Genomic DNA, 16,389 nt, shown 5'->3' on the forward strand with positions numbered 1-16,389 from the left:
GGTTACTTCACGTCGGCGGCGGGGGCAACGCGGCGCCTGCGCGCGGCCTTCCAAAGCGGGGGCAGCAGGGCCAGCACGCCCAGGCCGATGATCGGCATGTAGATGCGCGGCGAGGCCAGGGTGGCCAGCGTCACCGGGTCGCCTTCGGCGAACAGGTGGCCAAGGCCCGAGCCGATCCCGGCATAGACGAAGGAGCTGGGCGCCATGCCCATAACCGAGGCCAGCAGGTAGGTGCGCAGCGGGATCTTCATCAGGCCCGAGGCGACATTGACCAGCAGCAGCGGGAAGGCCGGGATCAGCCGCAGGGTCAGCAGGTAGGAAAAGGCGTCGGCCTTGAAACCGTCCTCGATCCGCGTCAGCAGGGCCCCGGGCTTGCGGCGCAGGAAGTCGCCGAAGGCGGTGCGGCAGGCGGCGTAGACCACGGTCGAGCCGCCGGTCACCCCGGTCAGGGCCAGGAACCCGCCCAGCGGTCCGAACAGAAAGCCGGCGCTGAGCGACAGGATCAGCGCGCCGGGCAGCGAGACCGACACCGTGGCGATATAGATCACCACGTAGATCAGCGCGCACTGCAGCGGGTGATGGTGGGCGAAGGCCTGCAGCGCCTCGCCCTCGGCCTGAAGGGTCTCGAGCGACAGCTTGCCGGCGAGGCCCGACGCCAGAGCCGCCACGAGCAGCAGCGCCAGGACCGCCAGCGGTCCGAAGCGTCGCAGCCAGGCCAGGCTCTGGTCAGGGGTCATGCGGCGCCGATCGCGTCCGAAACGCTGGCGAAGCCCTCGGCCCGCAGGCGGGCGGCCAGGTCCTTCTTGATCCGCACCACCAGGCCCGGGCCGCCATAGACGAGGGCGGAATAGAGCTGCACCGCGCAGGCGCCGGCCTTGATCTTGGCCAGGGCGTCGGCGCCGCTGGCGATGCCGCCGGCTCCGATCAGCGCCACGCGGCCCTTGGCGGCGGCGTGGAACTCGGCGAGCACCCGGGTCGAGGCGACCAGCAGCGGCGCGCCCGAAAGCCCGCCGCCCTCGCCCTTCTGCGCCGACTTCAGCGTGTCGGGGCGGGCGATGGTGGTGTTGGAGACGATGATCCCGTTCAGGCCGCAGGCCAGCACGGTCTCGACGATGGCCTCGACCTCGCCCTCTTCCAGGTCGGGCGCGACCTTGAGGAAGATCGGATAGTCGGCGCCGTCCTTCTTCAGGCCCGTCCGGGCCTGCGCGATGCGGCCCAGCAGTTCCTCCAGCGCCGCCTTGGTCTGCAGGGCGCGCAGGCCCGGCGTGTTGGGCGAGGAGATGTTGACCGTGAAGTAGTCCGACAGGCCCCACAGGCGCGTCAGGCCGGTGACGTAGTCGCCGATGCGGTCTTCGGCGTCCTTGTTGGCCCCGATGTTGGCCCCGAACACGCCCAGCCGGTCGGCGTGGGCGTGCTTGCGGGCGGCCAGGCGCGCGGCGAAGGGTTCGAGGCCCTCGTTGTTGAAGCCCATGCGGTTGATCACCGCCTGGTCCTGCGTCAGGCGGAACAGGCGCGGGCGCGGATTGCCGGCCTGGGCCAGCGGCGTGACCGTGCCGGCTTCCACGAAGCCGAAGCCGGCGGCCAGCATGGCGTCGGGAACCTCGGCGTTCTTGTCGAAGCCGGCGGCCAGGCCCACGCAGTTGGACAGTTGCAGGCCCGCGACGCTGGTGGCCAGGATCGGATCGTCGACGCCGCCGTCGCGCGGGCCAAGGCCCCACTTCAGGCCGCGGATCGCCCAGCCGTGGGCGTCTTCGGGATCCAGCGCATGCAGGGCGCGGGCGGCGATGTCGTGCAGGGCCATCAGGAGAGACCCAACTGCGGCACGCCGTCGGCGTCGAGCGCCAGCGGCTTTTCCGAGATCGCCTCGGACGGAGCGAGGCTGCGGAAGAGGTGCGGGAACAGGGCCCCGCCGCGCGAGGCCTCCCACTTCAGTTCGGGGCCGAGCGCGTCGGCGTCGAAGCCGACCAGCAGCAGGTCTTCCTGGCCCTTGAAATAGAGGGCGGCGGTTTCCTGGGCCTGGTCGGCGGCGGAGAGGTGGATGTAGCCGTCGGCGTGGTCGATTGGCGCGCCGGTGAACTCGCCGGCCGCCTTGGCCGCGTCCCAGAGCGTCTTCGGAAGGATCTTGTAGACCAGGGTCATTCGCCGCCGTGCCCGCCGTGTTCGGATGCGTAGAAGACGCGCGCCAGCCGCGGGGCGCCGGACGCGTCGATGTCGAAGACCGCCGCCGTGGCGGTGGGAAAACGGCCGCGCAGCTTGGTGAGCTCGGCGGCGTCAGCCAGCCCCCCTTGCGCCAGGCGCAGCGACAGGTCGTGCAGGCCCGGATTGTGGCCGACCACCATCACCGTGCCGGCCGGCGCGTCGGCCTCGCGCACGGCGGCCAGCACTTCCTGCGCCTCGGCGTGGTAGAGGCTGCGCAGCACCTGCGCGGTCGCGCCGGGGAAGGCGCCGGCGGCGGCCTCCCAGGTCTCGCGGGTGCGGCGGGCGGCCGAGACCAGGACGAGGTCGGGGCAAAGGCCTCGCGAAGCCAGGGCCGAGGCGATCAGCGCCACGTCCTGGCGGCCGCGCTCGGCGAGCGCGCGCTCGAAGTCGCCGCCTTGGGCGGCGTGCCGCTCGGCCTTGCCGTGGCGCATCAGGATCAGACGGTCCATGACGCCCTCCATAGAGCGGTTTTAAAGCTGGGCAAATGGCGAGAAACGCCGTCTCGACGATCTCCTCTTAAGGGGCGCGGGGCCAGGCGCAAAGCGCATGGTTGACACCTTCGTCGACAGGCGGTCCAAGGCGACATGGCCGACCTTGATCTGGACGTTTCCGCGCCGCTCGGCGGCGGTGTCTGGCGCTTCCCCGCCGACCGGCCGCTGGTGCTGGATTCCGGGGCGAAGATCAGCGGTCTGGAGGTGGCCTACCAGACCTACGGCTCGCTGAACGAGGACGGGACCAACGCCGTCCTGATCTGCCACGCCCTGACCGGCGACCAGTACGTCGCTTCCACCCATCCGGCCACCGGCAAGCCCGGCTGGTGGACGCGCCTTGTCGGGCCCGGCAGGCCGATCGACCCGGCCCGGCACTTCGTGATCTGCTCGAACGTCATCGGCGGCTGCATGGGCTCCACGGGTCCGGCCTCGACCAACCCGGCCACCGGCGAGGCCTTCGGCCTGTCGTTCCCGATGATCACCATCGCCGACATGGTGCGGGCCCAGGCCATGCTGATCGACGCCCTGGGGGTCGACACCCTGCTGGCGGTGGTCGGCGGCTCGATGGGCGGCATGCAGGTGCAGCAGTGGGCGGTGGACTATCCCCAGAAGCTGTTCAGCGCCGTCGTCGTGGCCTCGACCTCGCGCCACTCGGCCCAGAACATCGCCTTCCACGAGGTGGGGCGCCAGGCGATCATGGCCGATCCCGAATGGCGCGGCGGGGCCTATGCCGCGCAAGGCGCCCGGCCCGAGAAGGGCCTGGCCGTGGCCCGCATGGCCGCCCACATCACCTACGTCTCCGAGCCGGCCCTGCAGCGCAAGTTCGGCAGAGAGCTCCAGCGCGACGGCCTGTCCTGGGGCTTCGACGCCGACTTCCAGGTCGAGAGCTACCTGCGCCACCAGGGAGCGGCGTTCGTCGACCGCTTCGACGCCAACTCCTATCTCTACATCACCCGGGCCATGGACTATTTCGACCTGGCCGCGCCGCACGGCGGGGTGCTGGCCAACGCCTTCAAGGCCGCGCGCGACGTGCGGTTCTGCGTGCTGAGCTTCACCAGCGACTGGCTGTACCCGACCTCGGAAAGCCGCCACATTGTCCGGGCCCTGACCGCCGCTGGCTGCCGCGCGGCCTTCGCCGAGATCGACAGCGACAAGGGCCACGACGCCTTCCTGCTGGACGAGCCGGTGATGGACGCGGCGCTTACGGGGTTCATGGCGTCGGTGGAACGCGAGCGGGGGATCGGGCGATGAGGGCGTCGTCCAAGATGCTCCCCCTGAAGGGGGAGCTGTCGGCGAAGCCGACTGAGGGGGAAGTCTCTGCGATGTCGGCCAGCGTCTCGGCAGCTGAAAACGGCCCCCCTCCGGCGCTTTGCGCCACCTCCCCCAGAGGGGGAGGATCTCGATGACCTTCATCCGCGAGGACTTCCGCGAAATCCTGCGGCTCGTGCGCCCCGATGCGCGGGTGCTCGACGTCGGCTGCGGCGAGGGCGCGCTCCTGGAGCTGCTGACACAGCACAAGAACGTCGACGGCCGGGGGCTGGAGATCAGCGCCCACGGCGTGGCCGCCTGCATGGCGCGGGGGCTGTCGGTGGTGCAGGGCGACGCCGACCAGGACCTCGACCACTTCCCCGACAAGACCTTCGATTACGCGGTGCTGTCCCAGACCCTGCAGGCCACGCGCAATCCGCGTCACGTGCTGGACGAACTGCTGCGGATCGCCGACCGGGCCATCGTCTCGTTCCCCAATTTTGGCCACTGGCGTGTGCGCTGGTCGCTGATCAGCCGGGGCCGGATGCCCGAGACCAAGGCCCTGCCGATGCCCTGGTGGTCGACGCCCAACATCCACCTGTGCACCCTGGCCGACTTCATGGCCCTGACCGATGACCTGGGCGTGCGGGTCGACGAAAGCGCCGCCTTCGCCGGAAACGGCCCGGCGCGGGCCATCGACCCGACCAGCTCGCTGGAGAACTGGCGCTCGGAGACCTGCCTTTTCCTGCTCAGCCGCGGAACGCCCGCTGAGCGTGTGGAACCGAGCGCCGTTTCAGGCGATCTTCTGATCCCATGAAGCTGCGGCTGATGACCTACAACGTCCACCGTTGCGTGGGCGGCGACCGCAGGCTCGACGTGGAACGCGTGGCCGAGGTGATCTCGGCCCACGAGCCCGACGTCGTGGCCCTGCAGGAACTCGACGTCGGCCGGCTGCGCACCGGCCATGTCGACCAGGCCCACCGCTTGGCCGAACTCCTGAAGATGGGCTTCCACTTCCACCCGGCGATGACGGTGGAGGAGGAGCTCTATGGCGACGCCATCCTCACCCACCTGCCCGAGAAGCTGATCAAGTCCGGCCCGCTGCCGTTCTATCGCGCCGTGCCGGGGCTGGAGCCGCGCGGCGCCCTGTGGGTCGAGGTGATGGTCGCAGGCACGCCGGTGCAGATCATCAACACCCACCTTGGCCTGATCCCGCAGGAGCAGAAGCGCCAGGCCGCCGCCCTGGTCGGCGAGGCCTGGATGTCGTCCGACCGCTGGAAGGCGCCGGGCGTGCTGCTGGGCGACTTCAACGCCACGCCCTATTCGGCCACCTATCGCCTGCTCAAGGCCGCCGCCCGCGACGCCCAGAGCCTGGCCGCCGGCTGGGCCAAGGCGCCCACGGCGACCTTCCCGTCGACCTTCCCGTTCATGCGCATCGACCACGTCTTCCTGACCAAGGGTTTGAAGACGCTGAACGTGTTCTCCCCCTACGACGCCCTGGCGCGCGTGGCCTCCGACCACCTGCCGCTGGTGGTGGACCTGGAGATCGAGGGCTGAAGGAACCCTCTCTCTTTGAGAGAGGGAGGGGCCCGCCGCGAAGCGGTGGGAGGGTGAGAGGTTTCACCCTTGGCCGAAAGGCCTCGACTTTTTCCGTCATCCCGGGATGACGATGGTTGGGCGCTTAATTCTGAGAGGGCGTACCCTCTCAGCCTCCCATGCTGCGCATGGGCCCCTCCCTCTCTCCATGAGAGAGGGATTTAAAGCTGCAGGTGCTCCGGCGGCGCGGGCGGCGGGGCCGTCAGCCGGGCCAGGTCGTGCTTGAGGCGCTTGCGGCGGCCCCAGGGGCGCCAGGCGTCGTCGGGGGCGATGGCGTCGCCCAGGCTCCAGTCGGCGACGAACTTCTTCAGGCCCTTCAGCGGCATGACGCCCACCGGTTCGAGCCGGCGCGGGCCGGTCCTGCCGTCCAACGCCTCGATGGCGGGGCCAAGGCCGCCGTGCTCGATGAAGGCCTCCAGCACGATCTCGGTCTCGACCCCCAGGAAGTGGCCGATCAGCCGGCCCAGGAAGGCGGCGATGGCCAGGCGCTGGTCCTCGTCGTGGGCCTCGAAGCCGATGTCGCACTCGGTGTCGAGGCCGATCGAGCGGTTGTTGAGGTTGGCCGAGCCCAGGCGCAGCACCCGGTCGTCGGCGACCGCCACCTTGGAATGGACGATGATCGGCGCGCCCTTGGGCGTGCGGGCGCTGAAGGCGTAGAAGCGGCCGTGGACGTCGACCTCGCGCAGGCGGTTGAGCGCCGCGGTGCGGGCGCTGTCCATGGTGATCTGGTCGAAATAGCTGGGGCTGCGCGCGGGGCCCACCGTCACCACCTCGGGGCCGTCGGGTTCGGCCAGGCGCTCGGCCAGGGCTTCGACCACGATCGGCGAGGTCAGGTACTGGTTCTCGATATAGATCAGCCACTGGGCGGTGCGGATCATCTCCAGGTGCAGCAGCAGGCACTCGTTGATCTCGGTGTCGCGGCGCCAGTGCGGCTGGGTGCGGGCGATGGCCACCGGCAGGCGGCGCAGCACCGGCGCAAGGTGCTCGGGCCAGGGCGTGACGAGCGGGCGCTCGGGCGGGTCCAGCGTTTCGCCGGTGGCCTTGCGCCAGCGCTCGGCGAAGAGCTCGGCGAGCGCGCCGGCGACCGGGCCGTCGACCAGGGCGGCGACCTCGTGGCGGGCCGGATAGTGGTGGCCGGTCGGCAGGCGCCGGCGCGGGTCGTTGTCGAGGTGGGCGGTGGTGTCCCAGCGGTCGACGCCGATGTCGCCGCCGCTGACCAGGGCCGTGACGCCGTCGACCACCACCACCTTCTGGTGATGGCAGGCGCTGGCGGGCAGGGTGTTGTCCAGCCGGTACTTGACCTTGGAGCCGGCGAAGAAGGCCGCGCCGCGCTGCGGGCCGAACAGCTGCGAGGCGGCGATCGGGAACGGCATGTCCCAGGCCAGCACCCGCACGTCCAGCGCCGGGTTCAGCGCCGCCTGCCGGCGTAGCAACAGGCCGATGCGGTCGGCATGGACGGGATCGCGGCTCTTCTTCACCCGGTCGGGGTCGAGGCGGGTGAGCGGGTCGAACACCCAGGCCAGGATCCAGATCGAGTGCTTGGCCGACAGCAGTATGGCCTTCAGCGCGTCGAAGGCCTCGTCGTTGTCGATGAACAGCGCCAGGCGTTCGGCGGTCTCGACCCGCCAGCAGGTCGAGCCGGGACAGAAGACGGTTTCGATCTCGGCCATGTCGCCCCTACGCCCGTACTGCTGCTGAAACGCGCCAGGCAGTGTAAGGCTCCGCTTGTGGCCGCGGCTTGTCCTGAATCATCTCGCCTGCGAGGGAGCCGATCGGGTTTTCCAGGTGGTTGCGTGGTCCTCGTCCTTCGACGAGCTCAGGATGAGGACCAGTTCACGCTCGGCGGCCGAAAAACCTCATCCTGAGCCTGTCGAAGGACGAGGTTTTCATCTCAGAACGCGGAAGGCTTCGAGCCTCAGCCGGCGATGGCGGCGGCGTCGCGCTCGCCCGTGCGGATGCGCAGGGCCTGTTCCAGGTCGAGGACGAAGACCTTGCCGTCGCCGATCTTGCCGGTGTTGGCGGTGCGCTGCAGGGCCTCGATCACCGCGTCGGCCACGTCGGTGGGCACGGCGATCTCCAGCTTGACCTTGGGCAGCAGCTTCACCTCGTACTCGGCGCCGCGATAGACCTCGGTCTTGCCCTTCTGGCGGCCGTAGCCGCGCACCTCGGTCACCGTCAGGCCCGAAGCGCCGGCTTCCGTGACCGCCTCGAGCACGGCGTCCAGGCGGCTGGGCTTGATAACGGCGACGATCATCTTCATGGCGCGAATTCCCCTCTACGCGGCCGGTTACGGCTTGGTCGGCGACTCAAGGCTAGGCCCTGGCGCCACAGCTTCCAATAGTATTCCGGTCCTTACGGTTCCCGGCGCCTTTCGAACAGGCGCCACGCCGGCGGGCGCGGGCGGCATGACCGGCGCGAACACCCGGGCGCGGGCCCGGCTGCCGCGCGGCTTGACCGCGAAGGTCTGCTTGACGGCCTCCATCAGGATCAGGCCGGCGAAACGCGGCCACAGGCGCGCGCCGACCTGCTCGAAGCCCTCGGCCCAGCCGACGGTGAAGCCGGCGGGCGGCGCATAGAGCGCGCGGGTCCAGCCGGCGGGCTCCAGGTCGGCCTCGCGCAGCAGGCTTTCCAGCTGGCTGCGGCTGAACGGCCGGCCGTGGCCGAACGGCGTGCCCTCGGCGCGGGCCCAGACGCCGTCGCGCGAGGCCACCGCGACGATCAGCCGGCCCGACGGCGCCATCACCCGCCACAGCTCGCGCAGCACGGCGGACGGGTCGTCGGCCTCCTCCAGCGCGTGGACGGCCAGGATCCGGTCGAACATGGCGTTGGGAAAGGGCAGGGCGGTCTCCTCGACCAGGGCGGCCTGGTTGCGCTCGCCCACCGGCCAGACTTCCACGCCCTGCGTCGCGGGCATGGCGGCCACCACCCGGCGGGCCTTGGCGCGGCATTCGTCGAGGAAGGGCGTGGCGTAGCCCAGGCCCAGCACGTCCAGGCCATTGGCGTCGCCCCAGGCCTCGGCCACCTTGCGGCCGAGCATCTCCCGCGCCACCCGGCCCAGCGGGGCGGCATAGAAGGCTCTGAGGTCGAGCACGTCGCGGCGCATTGTCTCTCCGTGGCGTCGAGGCCATCTATGTAGGCGGGCGAATCCTCCGCGTCACGCCCGCCGACCCCCGTCCGTGACCGAGGCCGATCGCATGCCGCTGCAAATCCACCAGTTTCCCTGCCTCTCCGACAATTACGGCTTTCTCGTGCGCGACGTCGCGACGGGGAAGACCGCCTGCATCGACACGCCGGAGGCCGACGCCATCCTGATGCAGCTGGAAAAGCTGGGCTGGGACCTGGACTTCATCCTCAACACCCACTGGCACCCCGACCACGCCGGCGGCAACGAGGCGGTCAAGGCCGCCACCGGCGCGACCATCGTCGGCCCGCAGGAGGTGACCCGCATCGCGCCCCTCGACCGCTTGGTGGCCGGCGGCGACGTGGTGGAACTGGGCGAGACGAAGTTCACCGTCATCGACAGCGGCGGTCACACGCTGGGCCATGTGGCCTATCACGATGCGGAAGGCGGCGTGGCCTTCGTCGGCGACACCCTGTTCGCCCTGGGCTGCGGCCGGATGTTCGAGGGCGATCCCGAGCAGATGTGGGCCTCGCTGTCGCGACTGGCCGATCTGCCCGACGACACCACCGTCTACTGCGCCCACGAATACACCGCCTCGAACGCCCGCTTCGCCCTGTCGGTCGACAGCGATCCGGCCCTGAAGGCCCGCACGGATCAGGTGTTCGCCGCCCGCGAGCGCGGCGAGGCCACCGTGCCCACCACCATCGGCCTGGAGAAGGCCACCAATCCGTTCCTGCGCGCCCCGGCGCTGCGCCCGGGCCTCGCGCCCGCCCAGGCCTTCGCCGAGATCCGCGCGGCCAAGGACAGTTTCAAGGGATGAGTACGATGAGCGTTGCGGGGATTTCGGGCGATCTGGGCGCGAAGGAGATCGTGCGCCTGCTGGGCATGCAGCCCCACCCCGAGGGCGGCTGGTACGTGCGCATGTTCGAGGATGCGCCCGGCGCCGAGGGCCGACCGGCCTCGACGGCGATCTACTACCTCTTGGAAGCCGAGCAGATGTCGGCCTGGCACCGCATCGACGCGGTCGAGGTCTGGCACTGGTACGCCGGCGCCCCGATCCGCCTGACCCTGTCGCCGCCCGACGGCGTCGGCGCCACGCCCCACACCCTGGGCCCCGACCTGCGCGCCGGCTGCCGCCCGCAGGTGGTGGTGCCGGTCGGCTGGTGGCAGACGGCGGTGTCGCTGGGGGCGTGGACCCTGGTCGGCTGCACCGTCGCGCCGGGCTTCAGGTTCGAAGGCTTCGAGCTGGCGCCGGCGGATTGGCGGCCGAAGGTGTAGGGGGGGCCTCAGGTGGCTCCGCGCCACTAGATCCTCCCCCTGTGGGGGAGGTGGCCCGGAGGGCCGGAGGGGGGACGTTTTCAGTTGCCGCTGAAGCTGACCGGCTTCCCCCTCAGTCGGCTCCGCCGACAGCTCCCCCTTCAGGGGGAGCATCTTTACCGCCCCTTCCACTCCGTCTTGGTCTGCCCCCACACCTCGTTCGGCAGGTCCTGATACGGCGCGGGCAGGGGGTGCGGGCCCCGGTTCCTCGACCCCAGCCGCGCCGCCACCTGCTGCGAGGCCGTGTTCTGCGGGTGGATGCAGTGGATCACCTCGTCCCAGCCCAGGTGGTCGAAGGCCCAGTCGATGGCGGCCTGGGCGGCCTCGACCGCGTAGCCCTTGCCCCAGGCGCTGCGCAGCAGGCCCCAGCCGACCTCCGTGCCGGGCCAGCCTTCCGGCCGCCAGGGGCCGATGCGCCCGACCCACAGGCCGGTGTCCCTGGCGATCAGCGAGAACATGCCGAAGCCGTTGATCGCCCAAGAGCCGGCCATGCTGGCCATGCCGCGCCAGGCGGCCTCGCGGGTCTGGTAGCCGCCGATATACTGGGCGGCCTCGGCGTCGCCCATCAGCTGCGCCCAGCCGTCGAGATCCTGCGCGCCGGTGGGGCGCAGGATCAGGCGGGCGGTCTCCAGCGTCGGACCGGGGGCGATGGCCATTGTCGTTTCCTCCCGTTGTGCGAAACCCTCGTCCTTCGACAGGCTCAGGAAGAGGTTTTCGAATGTCGTTCAGTAGCCCTCATCCTGAGCCCGTCGAAGGATAAGGGGCGGTTCCTCAGATCACGCAGGCGGCCAGCCCGTCGCGGCGCACCGTGCCCGAGGCCGCGCCGATCTTGCGCGAGCGCTTCTGGACGTAGCGGCCGGGCTTGACCGCCTTCCACTTCAGGGGGCTGGGCAGGATCGCCGCCAGCCGCGCGGACTGGGCCGGGGTCAGCTTGGCGGCGCTGACGCCGAAATAGCGCTGGGCGGCGGCCTCGGCGCCGTAGATGCCGGGGCCGAACTCGATGGAGTTCAGATAGACCTCCATGATCCGCTGCTTGCCCCAGCCGATCTCGATCAGCACCGTGAACCAGGCCTCCAGCCCCTTGCGCAGGTACGAGCGGTCCGGCCACAGGAAGACGTTCTTGGCGGTCTGCTGGCTGATGGTCGAGCCGCCGCGCACCTTCTTGCCCTTCTCGTTGTTCTCGTAGGCCTTCTGCAGGGCCTCGACGTCGAAGCCGTGGTGCTCGCAGAAGCGGGCGTCCTCGGCGGCGATCAAGGCGCGCGGCAGGCTGGGCGAGACCTTGCTCAGCGGCCGCCAGCGGTGGTCCCAGCCCTTGCCCTCGACGGCGCGGATGACCATCAGCGGCGTCGCCGGCACCGGCACGAAGCGATAGACCAGCACCGCCAGGATCGGTCCGGCCACCAGCACGATGAACAGCGCCAGGAAGATGTTGCGCAGCAGAACTTTCAAAACTTGGGCGCCCCTTGCCTTGACCTAGCGGCGCGATGCTAGCCAACGATCGACGCCCTGTCTCGCGATAGGGTGCGTTGGTTAGGGAGCGCTTTATGCCGGATGCGATGAGTGTTTCGAAAGCTGTGGCCGAACGGTTCTCGGCGCGGGCGTTCAAGACCGACCCGGTGCCCGGCGAAACGGTGCGGGCCATCCTCGAGGCCGCCGCCCGCGCGCCCTCGGGCGGAAACCTCCAGCCGTGGAAGGTGCACGCCGTCGCCGGCGACGTGCTCGCCGACTTCAAGGCCAGGGTCGCCGCCCGGCTGGGCTCGCCCGACGAGGCCCAGTACGCGGTCTATCCGGCCAACCTCTGGGAGCCGTTCCGCAGCCGCCGCTTCCAGGTGGGCGAGGACCTCTACGGGGCGCTGGAAATCCCGCGCGAGGACAAGATCGGCCGCCTGCGGCAGTTCGCCCGCAACGCCGAGTTCTTCGGGGCGCCGGTGGGCCTGTTCTTCTCCATCGACCGCAACCTGGGCCCGCCGCAGTGGTCGGATCTGGGCATGTACATGCAGACGGTGATGCTGCTGGCCACCGAACGAGGCCTGGCCACCTGCGCCCAGGAGTTCTGGTCGGCCTATGGCAAGCTGTCGGCCGAGTTCCTGGGCCTGCCGGACGATCACATGGTGTTTTCCGGCATGGCGCTGGGCGTCGCCGACGAGGCCGCGCCGGTGAACGCCTGGCGATCAAGGCGGGACGATTTCGAGGCCTGGGGCGAGCTCAGGGGGTTCTGACCAGATGCTCCCCCTGAAGGGGGAGATGTCGCGGAGCGACTGAGGGGGAAGTGAATGCGGCGCTTCGGCAGCCGCTTCCCCCTCCGGCCCTTCGGGCCACCTCCCCCTTCAGGGGGAGGATCTCAAAGAAAAAGCCCCGGCCGTTTCCGACCGGGGCTCTTCGTCGCATCGGGGCAGCGACCGCTCAGGCGGTCTGCTTGACGCCGGCTTCGGCCAGCCACTCGACGATCTTGCTCTTGGGCATGGCGCCGACCTTCATCGAGGTCATCTGGCCGCCGCGGAACAGCATCATGGTCGGGATGCCGCGCACGCCGTAGCGGGCGGGGGTCATCTGGTTTTCGTCGATGTCGATCTTGGCGACAACGACCTGGTCGGCGAGCTCTTCGGAGATCTGCTCCAGGGCCGGGGCGATCTGCTTGCACGGGCCGCACCACGTGGCCCAGAAGTCGACGAGCACGGGGCCCTCGGCTTGCAGGACGTCTTGTTCGAAGGTGGCGTCGGTCACCGCAACGGTGCTCATGGTATGGCTCCTGGCTGGCGCGGCGGGTCGGGGGCGATCGCGGCGCGAAATTGATAACAGTGGCGGTTGCGACCGCCTCTTGGCTGAAGATGTAGGCGCGGGGCGCGCGTCCGGCAATAACTCAGAAGAGGCGCGAAAGAGCCGCCGCCCGCACGTTTTCTGGAACGGCCATCAGTTTGGGGCCATCCGTCCACACGATCGCCGCCTCGATCCGGCGGCCCGGGAAGATCTCGGCCAGCACCGCCGCATAGACAGCCATCTGCGACAGATAGGCCGGATCGGCGTCCTCGATGCGGTCGGGCGAGGGGCGGTTGGTCTTGTAGTCGACCACCAGCACCCGGTCGGGCGCGACCACCAGCCGGTCGACCCGGCCAGAGATCGCCATGCCCGCCGGCAGGGCCGCGGCGGCGCCGGCCAGAGAGGCCTCGGCGCGCGAGCCAGGGCCGAACACGGCGGCGAAACGGTCGTCCTCGAGCACGCCGAAGGCGGCGGCGGTCATCTCCGTTCTTTGAGCTTCGGTCAGGTCGCGCTCGGCCGCCAGCAGCCGCGCGGCGGCCGCCCGGCGTCCGGCCGGGGCGATGTCGGGCAGCAGTTGCAGCAGCCGGTGGATGATCTCGCCCCGGCGATAGCGGCCCAGGCCCTCGATCTTGGCCAAAGGCGACGGGGCCGAGCCGACCGCCTCCTCCTCGGCCTCCAGCGCCGAGGGCGCGGCCCAGCGGGCGCCGGCCGAGACCGGTTCCGCGGCCCGCCGGGCCCAGTCGGGCAGAAGCGCCGAGGGCGTCTCGACCAGCTCGGCGGCCGGCGGCGCGGGCAAGGGATCGGGGCCGTAGCGCAGCGCCCCGGTCTCCTCGTCGATCGTCCGCACGTCGCCCTCGACCTTGGCATGGGCGAAGGCGGCGCGGGCGGCGGCGTACCAGCCGCCGACGTTCTCGTCCTTGGTGCGGGCGTCGATGCGGCCGCACAGCACCAGGCGATCGCGCGCCCGCGTCAGGCCCACATAGAGCAGGCGATAGGCCTCCTGCTGGGCCTTGTCTTCGCGTAGGCGCCGCGCCGCCGCCGAGGCCTCGCAATCCTGCTTGCCCGAGGCGCACCACAAAAAGCCCTTGCCTTCGGTGGCCAGCAGCGGCGAGCCGCGCGCCCCGCCCTTCATCGTCGTCTCGGGCAGGAAGACGATCGGCGCCTCCAGGCCCTTGGCGCCGTGGGCGGTCATCACCCGCACCTGCCGGCGCACGCCCTCCATCTCGCGCTTGACCACGATGTCCAGCGCCGCGAACTCGGCCACCAGGGTCTCCAGGTCGCGAACGCCGCGGGCTTCGGCGTTGGTGATCTGGGCCAGGAACTCGTCCAGGGCGTCGGCGGCCTCCTCGCCCAGGCGGGTGAGGGCGCGGGCGCGGTTGCTGACGTGGTTGGCGTCCAGCTTGCCCAGGAACAGGGCGTAGAACTCGTAAGGTTGCCGGCGGCGGCGGGCGGTCAGCGCCCAGTCCAGCAGGGCGTGGGCCTCGCGCCAGGCTGGGCGCTCGTCGGCCCGCGCCGACAGCACGCCCCACAGCGTTCCTTTCCGCCCCTTGGCCAGGGCGTAGAGGTCATCGTCGGTCAGGGCGCAGAACGGGCTCTTCAGCAGAGCCGCCAGCGTCAGGTCGTCGTCCGGGAACAGGCAGAAGCGGCCCAGCGCCAGCAGGTCGTCGAAGACGATGTGGGCCGACAGCGACAGCCGGTCGGCGCCGGCCACCGGCACGCCGCGCCGCTTCAGCGCCCGCAGGACTTCCTCGAACAGCGCCTTGCGCCGCCGCACCAGCACCAGCACGTCGCCGTAGTGGGCCGGGCGCCAGGCCCGGGCGTCCTTGTCGAACACCGCGTCGCCCCGCTCGACCAGGGCCTTGATCTCGGCGGCGATCTTTTCGGCGAGGCGGCGGTTGGCGCCCTGCTCGGTCTCGACGTCCAGCGGCGCGTCCCAGGCCTCGCGCTCGGCGGCGGCCGGCTCGCGTTCCAGCGGCCACAGGTCGACGCAGCCCGGATGGTCCTTGCGGAAGGCAACGTGCGCGGGAATGTCCTCGCCGGTGGGGGCCAGGCCCAGCCGCGCGTCGGGAGCCTCGAACAGGGCGTCGACGAAATCGAGCACCTGCCGGGTCGAGCGGTACGAGGTCGACAGCGGCACCGACTTGCCCACCCGGCCGACGGCTTCGATGCGGGCGATGTATTTCTGCGTTTCGATCAGCAGACGCTCGGGCTGGGCGCCCTGGAACGAATAGATCGACTGCTTCTCGTCGCCGACGATGAACAGGGTGCGGCCGTCCGACGTCTTGCCGTCATGGCCCGGCGCCCCGGCCCCGGCGAAGAAGTCCTCGGTCAGGGCCGACAGGATCTCCCACTGCTCGGGGGCGGTGTCCTGGGCCTCGTCGAGCAGGATGTGGGACACCCCGCCGTCCAGCTTGTAGAGCACCCAGGCCGCGTCGACCCGCTTGGTCAGCAGGTCGCGGGTCTTCTCGATCAGGTCGGAGAAGTCGAGCGCGCCGTGGGCCTGCTTCTCCTCGATGAACTTGGCGAGGTACAGGATCGCCAGCCGCATGACCGCGACGCTGTCCTCGGCCACCCTGGCGGCGCGCAGGAACTCGCGGGCTTCCTCCAGGCGCTCCTGCTCGGCCAGCAGCCGCTCGCGCAGGTCCTCGCGGCTCTTCAGGCCCGAGGTCTTGGCCACCCAGGTCACCGGCGTGCCGGCGCCCTTTTCGGTGAACAGCAGGGCCAGGGCGGCGTCCAGCGACGGGGCCTGCGCCACCGCCTTCATGATCGCGGCGCGCTCGGAGTCCTGCTTGCCGCCGCCCGACAGCACGTCGGCGACCGAGCGCCAGAAGACCGGATCCAGGTCGTCCATGGCCTGGGCGGCGATCTCCTCGACGGTGGTCGGCTCGGCGAAACCGCAGACGCTCCAGATGTCGGCCTCGACGCCCTCCAACCCGCCGTAGCGTTCGCGATAGGCGGCGATGGCCGCGCGCTGGTGCTCGAAGGTGGCGAACATCGCCTCGAACGAGGCGAAGTCCAGCGCCACCGAGAAGCGGGCATAGGCCTGGGCGAAGATGTCGTCGTTGTGGGTGACGTGGTCGGCCAGCTTGTGCAGCGCGGCCTGGGCCACGGCGGCCGAGGCGCTGTCGTCCATCACCTCGAAGCCGGGCGAGACGCCGGCCTCGATCGGGAAGCGCCGCAACAGCTTCTCGCAGAAGGCGTGGATGGTCTGGATCTTCAGGCCGCCGGGCGTCTCCAGCGCTTTGGCGAACAGACTGCGGGCCTTGGACAGGGCCAGGGCGTCGAAATCGCTCTGCGGCCGGTCGACCAGGCCCGCGATCTCGGCGCGCAGGGCCTCGTCGGGCGTGACGCACCACTTGCCCAGGCGGTCGAACAGCCGGTGCTGCATCTCGGCGGCGGCGGCCTTGGTGTAGGTCACGCACAGGATCGCCGCCGGCTCGGCGCCGCCCAGCAGCAGGCGCGCGACCCGGTCGATCAGGGTCTTGGTCTTGCCCGAACCGGCATTGGCCGTGACGAAGGCCGAGATGGCCGGATCGGCGGCGAGGCGTTGGGGATCGAGGCCGGTCATCGCGATCCTCCCCCTGAAGGGGGAGGTGGCCCGGAGGGCCGGAGGGGGAAGTCCCTTCTGAATTCAACCAAGCCGCAGGCGGGAGCAGTCAC

General features: G+C 70.5%; 17 protein-coding genes. 6 read left to right on the top strand and 11 right to left on the bottom strand.

Annotation, left to right across the window (positions count from 1 at the left end):
• Positions 1-2 precede the first annotated feature (2 nt).
• From DDF62_RS06340 to DDF62_RS06355, 4 genes are read right to left on the bottom strand one after another with little or no spacing between them, the layout of a single operon-like run.
• Complete coding sequence (locus tag DDF62_RS06340; RefSeq protein ID WP_116488346.1) at positions 3-737, bottom strand: TVP38/TMEM64 family protein; 735 nt, start codon at positions 735-737, stop codon at positions 3-5.
• A complete protein-coding gene (locus DDF62_RS06345; protein ID WP_116488347.1) occupies positions 734-1,801 on the bottom strand; it encodes a quinone-dependent dihydroorotate dehydrogenase in 1,068 nt (355 codons plus the stop codon). Before DDF62_RS06345 ends, DDF62_RS06340 begins: the two co-directional genes overlap by 4 nt.
• Complete coding sequence (locus DDF62_RS06350) at positions 1,801-2,139, bottom strand: DUF952 domain-containing protein (RefSeq protein ID WP_116488348.1); 339 nt, start codon at positions 2,137-2,139, stop codon at positions 1,801-1,803. Before DDF62_RS06350 ends, DDF62_RS06345 begins: the two co-directional genes overlap by 1 nt.
• Complete coding sequence (locus DDF62_RS06355; protein WP_116488470.1) at positions 2,136-2,648, bottom strand: SixA phosphatase family protein; 513 nt, start codon at positions 2,646-2,648, stop codon at positions 2,136-2,138. The genes DDF62_RS06350 and DDF62_RS06355 overlap by 4 nt, the downstream gene beginning before the upstream one ends.
• Before the next feature lie 135 nt (positions 2,649-2,783).
• Between DDF62_RS06355 and metX the strand changes: the two genes are divergently transcribed.
• From metX to DDF62_RS06370, 3 genes are all read left to right on the top strand, one after another.
• Positions 2,784-3,941, top strand: a complete 1,158-nt coding sequence (metX, locus tag DDF62_RS06360) for a homoserine O-acetyltransferase MetX (RefSeq protein WP_116488349.1) — start codon at positions 2,784-2,786, stop codon at positions 3,939-3,941.
• A gap of 151 nt (positions 3,942-4,092) precedes the next feature.
• Positions 4,093-4,755, top strand: coding sequence for a methionine biosynthesis protein MetW (gene metW, locus DDF62_RS06365; RefSeq protein ID WP_116488350.1), 663 nt, complete (start codon positions 4,093-4,095; stop codon positions 4,753-4,755).
• The gene (locus DDF62_RS06370; RefSeq protein ID WP_116488351.1) at positions 4,752-5,495 is read left to right on the top strand and encodes an endonuclease/exonuclease/phosphatase family protein; all 744 of its coding nucleotides are present in this window, start codon (positions 4,752-4,754) and stop codon (positions 5,493-5,495) included. The genes metW and DDF62_RS06370 overlap by 4 nt, the downstream gene beginning before the upstream one ends.
• A gap of 200 nt (positions 5,496-5,695) precedes the next feature.
• Here DDF62_RS06370 and DDF62_RS06375 read toward each other — a convergent pair whose 3' ends face one another.
• The 3 genes from DDF62_RS06375 to DDF62_RS06385 all read right to left on the bottom strand — a co-directional run bounded on the left by DDF62_RS06375 (position 5,696) and on the right by DDF62_RS06385 (position 8,637).
• On the bottom strand, positions 5,696-7,204 hold the full coding sequence (locus DDF62_RS06375) for a phospholipase D-like domain-containing protein (RefSeq protein ID WP_116488352.1): 1,509 nt from the start codon (positions 7,202-7,204) through the stop codon (positions 5,696-5,698).
• 245 nt (positions 7,205-7,449) lie between these two features.
• A complete protein-coding gene (locus tag DDF62_RS06380; protein ID WP_058348648.1) occupies positions 7,450-7,794 on the bottom strand; it encodes a P-II family nitrogen regulator in 345 nt (114 codons plus the stop codon).
• Positions 7,795-7,821: 27 nt separating this feature from the next.
• Positions 7,822-8,637 carry a class I SAM-dependent methyltransferase gene (locus DDF62_RS06385; RefSeq protein ID WP_101716996.1) on the bottom strand — a complete coding sequence of 272 codons (816 nt, stop codon included), beginning with the start codon at positions 8,635-8,637 and terminating at the stop codon, positions 7,822-7,824.
• Between the two features lie 91 nt (positions 8,638-8,728).
• Between DDF62_RS06385 and gloB the strand changes: the two genes are divergently transcribed.
• Together gloB and DDF62_RS06395 are read left to right on the top strand one after the other, a co-directional pair.
• Positions 8,729-9,475: a hydroxyacylglutathione hydrolase gene (gloB, locus tag DDF62_RS06390; RefSeq protein ID WP_116488471.1), complete on the top strand. Its 747-nt coding sequence runs from the start codon at positions 8,729-8,731 to the stop codon at positions 9,473-9,475.
• On the top strand, positions 9,472-9,933 hold the full coding sequence (locus DDF62_RS06395; protein WP_116488353.1) for a cupin domain-containing protein: 462 nt from the start codon (positions 9,472-9,474) through the stop codon (positions 9,931-9,933). Before gloB ends, DDF62_RS06395 begins: the two co-directional genes overlap by 4 nt.
• Positions 9,934-10,088: 155 nt before the next feature.
• On the opposite strand, the gene DDF62_RS06400 is transcribed toward DDF62_RS06395, so the two are convergent.
• Complete coding sequence (locus DDF62_RS06400) at positions 10,089-10,628, bottom strand: GNAT family N-acetyltransferase (protein WP_116488354.1); 540 nt, start codon at positions 10,626-10,628, stop codon at positions 10,089-10,091.
• Between the two features lie 115 nt (positions 10,629-10,743).
• Entirely contained in the window at positions 10,744-11,421 is a 678-nt protein-coding gene (mtgA, locus tag DDF62_RS06405) for a monofunctional biosynthetic peptidoglycan transglycosylase (protein ID WP_116488355.1), read from the bottom strand.
• Between the two features lie 107 nt (positions 11,422-11,528).
• On the opposite strand from mtgA, the gene DDF62_RS06410 reads away from it, so the two are divergent.
• Positions 11,529-12,191, top strand: coding sequence for a nitroreductase (locus DDF62_RS06410; RefSeq protein ID WP_116488356.1), 663 nt, complete (start codon positions 11,529-11,531; stop codon positions 12,189-12,191).
• A 184-nt stretch (positions 12,192-12,375) separates the two neighbouring features.
• Here the strand turns inward: DDF62_RS06410 and trxA are convergent, their stop codons facing one another.
• Entirely contained in the window at positions 12,376-12,711 is a 336-nt protein-coding gene (trxA, locus tag DDF62_RS06415; RefSeq protein WP_101717002.1) for a thioredoxin, read from the bottom strand.
• Between the two features lie 121 nt (positions 12,712-12,832).
• On the bottom strand, positions 12,833-16,297 hold the full coding sequence (gene addA, locus DDF62_RS06420; RefSeq protein ID WP_116488357.1) for a double-strand break repair helicase AddA: 3,465 nt from the start codon (positions 16,295-16,297) through the stop codon (positions 12,833-12,835).
• Positions 16,298-16,389: the final 92 nt, after the last annotated feature.

Origin of the sequence: Caulobacter radicis (genome assembly GCF_003094615.1) — a bacterium.
In the GTDB taxonomy this organism is placed as follows: Bacteria; Pseudomonadota; Alphaproteobacteria; order Caulobacterales; family Caulobacteraceae; genus Caulobacter; species Caulobacter radicis.

What these genes read in the sequence shown, in the direction of transcription:
- metX (WP_116488349.1), top strand. Translation starts at nt 2,784, where the DNA reads ATGGCCGACCTTGATCTGGACGTTTCCGCGCCGCTCGGCGGCGGTGTC.
- DDF62_RS06395 (WP_116488353.1), top strand. Translation starts at nt 9,472, where the DNA reads ATGAGTACGATGAGCGTTGCGGGGATTTCGGGCGATCTGGGCGCGAAG.
- DDF62_RS06385 (WP_101716996.1), bottom strand. Translation starts at nt 8,637, where the DNA reads ATGCGCCGCGACGTGCTCGACCTCAGAGCCTTCTATGCCGCCCCGCTG.
- DDF62_RS06410 (WP_116488356.1), top strand. Translation starts at nt 11,529, where the DNA reads ATGAGTGTTTCGAAAGCTGTGGCCGAACGGTTCTCGGCGCGGGCGTTC.
- DDF62_RS06380 (WP_058348648.1), bottom strand. Translation starts at nt 7,794, where the DNA reads ATGAAGATGATCGTCGCCGTTATCAAGCCCAGCCGCCTGGACGCCGTG.
- DDF62_RS06345 (WP_116488347.1), bottom strand. Translation starts at nt 1,801, where the DNA reads ATGGCCCTGCACGACATCGCCGCCCGCGCCCTGCATGCGCTGGATCCC.
- DDF62_RS06350 (WP_116488348.1), bottom strand. Translation starts at nt 2,139, where the DNA reads ATGACCCTGGTCTACAAGATCCTTCCGAAGACGCTCTGGGACGCGGCC.
- DDF62_RS06370 (WP_116488351.1), top strand. Translation starts at nt 4,752, where the DNA reads ATGAAGCTGCGGCTGATGACCTACAACGTCCACCGTTGCGTGGGCGGC.
- DDF62_RS06355 (WP_116488470.1), bottom strand. Translation starts at nt 2,648, where the DNA reads ATGGACCGTCTGATCCTGATGCGCCACGGCAAGGCCGAGCGGCACGCC.
- gloB (WP_116488471.1), top strand. Translation starts at nt 8,729, where the DNA reads ATGCCGCTGCAAATCCACCAGTTTCCCTGCCTCTCCGACAATTACGGC.
- metW (WP_116488350.1), top strand. Translation starts at nt 4,093, where the DNA reads ATGACCTTCATCCGCGAGGACTTCCGCGAAATCCTGCGGCTCGTGCGC.
- DDF62_RS06400 (WP_116488354.1), bottom strand. Translation starts at nt 10,628, where the DNA reads ATGGCCATCGCCCCCGGTCCGACGCTGGAGACCGCCCGCCTGATCCTG.
- trxA (WP_101717002.1), bottom strand. Translation starts at nt 12,711, where the DNA reads ATGAGCACCGTTGCGGTGACCGACGCCACCTTCGAACAAGACGTCCTG.
- DDF62_RS06340 (WP_116488346.1), bottom strand. Translation starts at nt 737, where the DNA reads ATGACCCCTGACCAGAGCCTGGCCTGGCTGCGACGCTTCGGACCGCTG.
- addA (WP_116488357.1), bottom strand. Translation starts at nt 16,297, where the DNA reads ATGACCGGCCTCGATCCCCAACGCCTCGCCGCCGATCCGGCCATCTCG.
- DDF62_RS06375 (WP_116488352.1), bottom strand. Translation starts at nt 7,204, where the DNA reads ATGGCCGAGATCGAAACCGTCTTCTGTCCCGGCTCGACCTGCTGGCGG.